Raw genomic sequence first — 3,228 nt, forward strand, 5'->3', positions numbered from 1 at the left:
TTTTGGTTTTGTGGAGTACCACCAGCTCCAACCATCATTACACTACCATTTTGTGAATTGTCTTTTTCTTCGCTTGCTGTAGCAATTTCACTCGAAAGTAAGTTATCCCCTACGAATTGAGAAACTTTAGCTCCTGTTGTTAGGGATAATCCAAATGCTAAAATAGCAATACATGCTACTTCTACTATGAACTGCGCCATCAGTTTCCATTTTTTCTCTCCAATGGATAATAAAATCCCCATTTCCTTACGACGTGCTTTAATCGATAACATAATGATTAATCCTAAGATAATCGCACCTGCAATAGATACCATATAGATAATCATTTGAGACGTAGAAGCGATATTTTCGATAGGACCAATCATTTGTTTGTACAATGAATCTTGTGCATCTAACTTAAAATAATTAAAATCAATATCAGATTTTTTTGCTTCTTTTTTAAATGCATCAATGTCTTGTGGATCGTTCAATAAGTACACAACTTGAATACTACTACTCATACCTTCATCTGTTTCTAATTTTTTTAAAGTAGAGTAAGGCATATATAGTTTATTAGCTGGATTCATCATAGGAGGGGGATTTTGACCCATTGGTTGCTCATTCGTTTCGTAAATACCGATAATTTCAACTTCAAGAGTTTCCTTCTTATCCCCTGATTGAACTTTAACTTTATCTCCTACTTTCAAATTGTTTTGTTCCGCTAATCGTTTTTCCATTAAAGCTACATTCTGATCTTTCATCTGTTCTGTAATTGGTTTCCCATCAATGATTTTACTTTTTCCATTTTTAAAACTTTCTTGTAATAAAGTCTTGCGAACTCCTTCTATCATAAGGGAAGAATTCATATCTATTTCTGAACCTGAACCTGATCCTCCCACCGTTGCCACTCTAGCATTTCCTTTTCCTTCTTCTTCTCCTTTCGAAGCTCCTACTAATTTAAACCCATCCGCAATTCCGAAATTGTTGGTTATATAATTATAGTCTTTTACATGCTTTGACTTCGCTAATTGATCTGCTTCTTTTGTGTTGAGCTTCGGCGGCTTAGGCATCTCGCCAGTTTCCCTAGCTTGTTGACCTAATTTGTCAAAATCAAGACCTAAAGTAACATCTGCACCTAGTTTTTTTCTTGCTGCATCAGCAGCTTTTTTTGAAGCATTTTGGATTGCGAATCCTGCCAGCACTAAGTTTGTAACAATCAGAAAGACCGCTATCAAAATTAATGATGTTCCTATTCTTTTTTTCATACTGAGAATTGCACGTTTTATAAAATTCATTTTTCCTAACCTCCTTGATAGTTGTTATTCTAAATACACTATCTGGAGTTTATATGAAGATATTCAGTAGATTATCTAAAGATATTAGGGCTTATCTGGAGTGCATATGTAGTGATTCGTTAATATAGTCAAGAAAAACTGGAACACAAATTAAAATATGTAATCGATTTTGAACATTGGTAAAGAGTCAGTCCATTTAGTGTGGAATGAGGGCACACGGGATAACTCCCTTTATTTATGACCTATACAGTACAGGATGAGATACTATAAAAATTAACCTCCTGCATGGAATAACAATGTGGGCATTCTTTTTGCTTCATCACATTTACCACCTCTGATATATCTAGTACCTACACAAAAAGCACATATAAAAAAACCACCGAAAGGTGGCTATATTTTTAAGCGGCACGTGTTTAATCCGCTAATTTCACGTTTTTTGTTAGTTTTTCACCATTTCGATAAACGGTTACTTTAATTGTATCCCCCAATTTTTTCTTTTCATATAAATATTTACGGAATTGAACGACATTTTCTATTTTTTGTCCATCTAATGCAATCACAACATCATATTGTTGCAATCCACCTTTTTCTGCTGGTGATTGGTTTGAGATATTCCTCAATACTGCACCATTTGATATCTCTTTTGGTAATTTTAATTGATTGCGTGCAGAATCTGTCATTTTCCCCACATCTAATAACTGTACACCCATCATCGGACGTTTAACTGTTCCATCTTTCTCAAGAGACTCTAGGATCGTTTTGGCTATATGAATCGGAATTGCAAATCCAATTCCTTCAACAGCTTGTTGTGCAATTTTACTCGAATTAATTCCAATGACTTCACCCTGTTCATTAAACAAAGCTCCTCCACTATTCCCAGGATTAATAGCTGCATCTGTTTGAATTACCTGTGCTTGCCAATCAACTTGTTGATCTCCAAGGGTACTAACAGGTATTTCTCGTTCCTTGCTACTAATAATCCCCTTTGTTACACTACCTTCTAGCCCCAATGGATTCCCAATGGCTATTACCGTTTCCCCTGTACGAATTTTTTCTGAGTCTCCAAGTGTTGCGACTCTTTTTACATCTGCCCCGTCAATTTCTAATACCGCTAAATCTAATAATGGATCTGTCCCTACTACTTTAGCGGGAACCTTTTTACCATTATTCAATTTCACTTCTACTTTATTCGCACCGTCTATCACATGATTATTTGTAACAATGAAAGCCTTATTGCCGTTTTTTTTATATATGACCCCTGATCCCGAACCAGCTTCTTCTGATTGATCTTGCGTATTAAATGAATCTGCATTTTGTTTATAGTTAATGACACCTACGACAACTTCTTTTGCAGATTCAATCATATTTTGAGGATTGCTCACATCTTCTGGTTTGTAAGAGATCGGCGTAGCCTGATTTACTTCGTTATGCTTAGGAGATTGGTCTGCACTCCCTTTAATTTCATTTATATAAGGGGTGGTCAATCCAATGGTAATTGCACCAATCACTGCACCAATTATTCCTGTGAAAAAATACCCTGTTTTTTTATAAACTTTATTCCTATTGCTTTCTGTTTGATTTATATCATAGTGTCCCATTGTGAATATCCCTTTCTCCTTTAATTTACAATTGAATATTTTTATCTTGATATTTGAAATACGATGTATGAATGTAATATTTAAGAATCACCATTTCAAAAAAAGAAAATTTTACCTTTAGGCATGGTTTAAACATAAATCAACTGTTTTTTCGTAGGGGTAACATTATATTTGAAATTCCCTATGAATATATGTATGACGATATTCAAACCCACTTCGAGCTTGTTTCTAAAAAAAGAGCCTATTCGGCTCTCAACAAATAGGGTATTCAATGTACAAAGTAGCATGCATGTTTATACAGGTGTTTTGCAAAAAGTGGAAACAAGGGACAATAAACATCCATTAGCTTATTTATT

At 34.7% G+C, this 3,228-nt stretch carries 2 protein-coding genes; both read right to left on the minus strand.

All coding sequences use genetic code 11. The annotated features are described in order from the left end of the window. A partial coding sequence (locus RBB48_RS31480; protein ID WP_306008853.1) for an ABC transporter permease occupies window positions 1-1,274 on the minus strand: 1,274 nt, incomplete at its 3' end. Window positions 1,275-1,687: 413 nt separating this feature from the next. Next, entirely contained in the window at window positions 1,688-2,881 is a 1,194-nt protein-coding gene (locus tag RBB48_RS31485; protein ID WP_306008854.1) for a S1C family serine protease, read from the minus strand. Between the last annotated feature and the right edge of the window lie 347 nt (window positions 2,882-3,228).

This window comes from Bacillus sp. MMSF_3353 (assembly GCF_030733445.1).
Lineage (GTDB): Bacteria > Bacillota > Bacilli > Bacillales > Bacillaceae_G > Bacillus_A > Bacillus_A wiedmannii.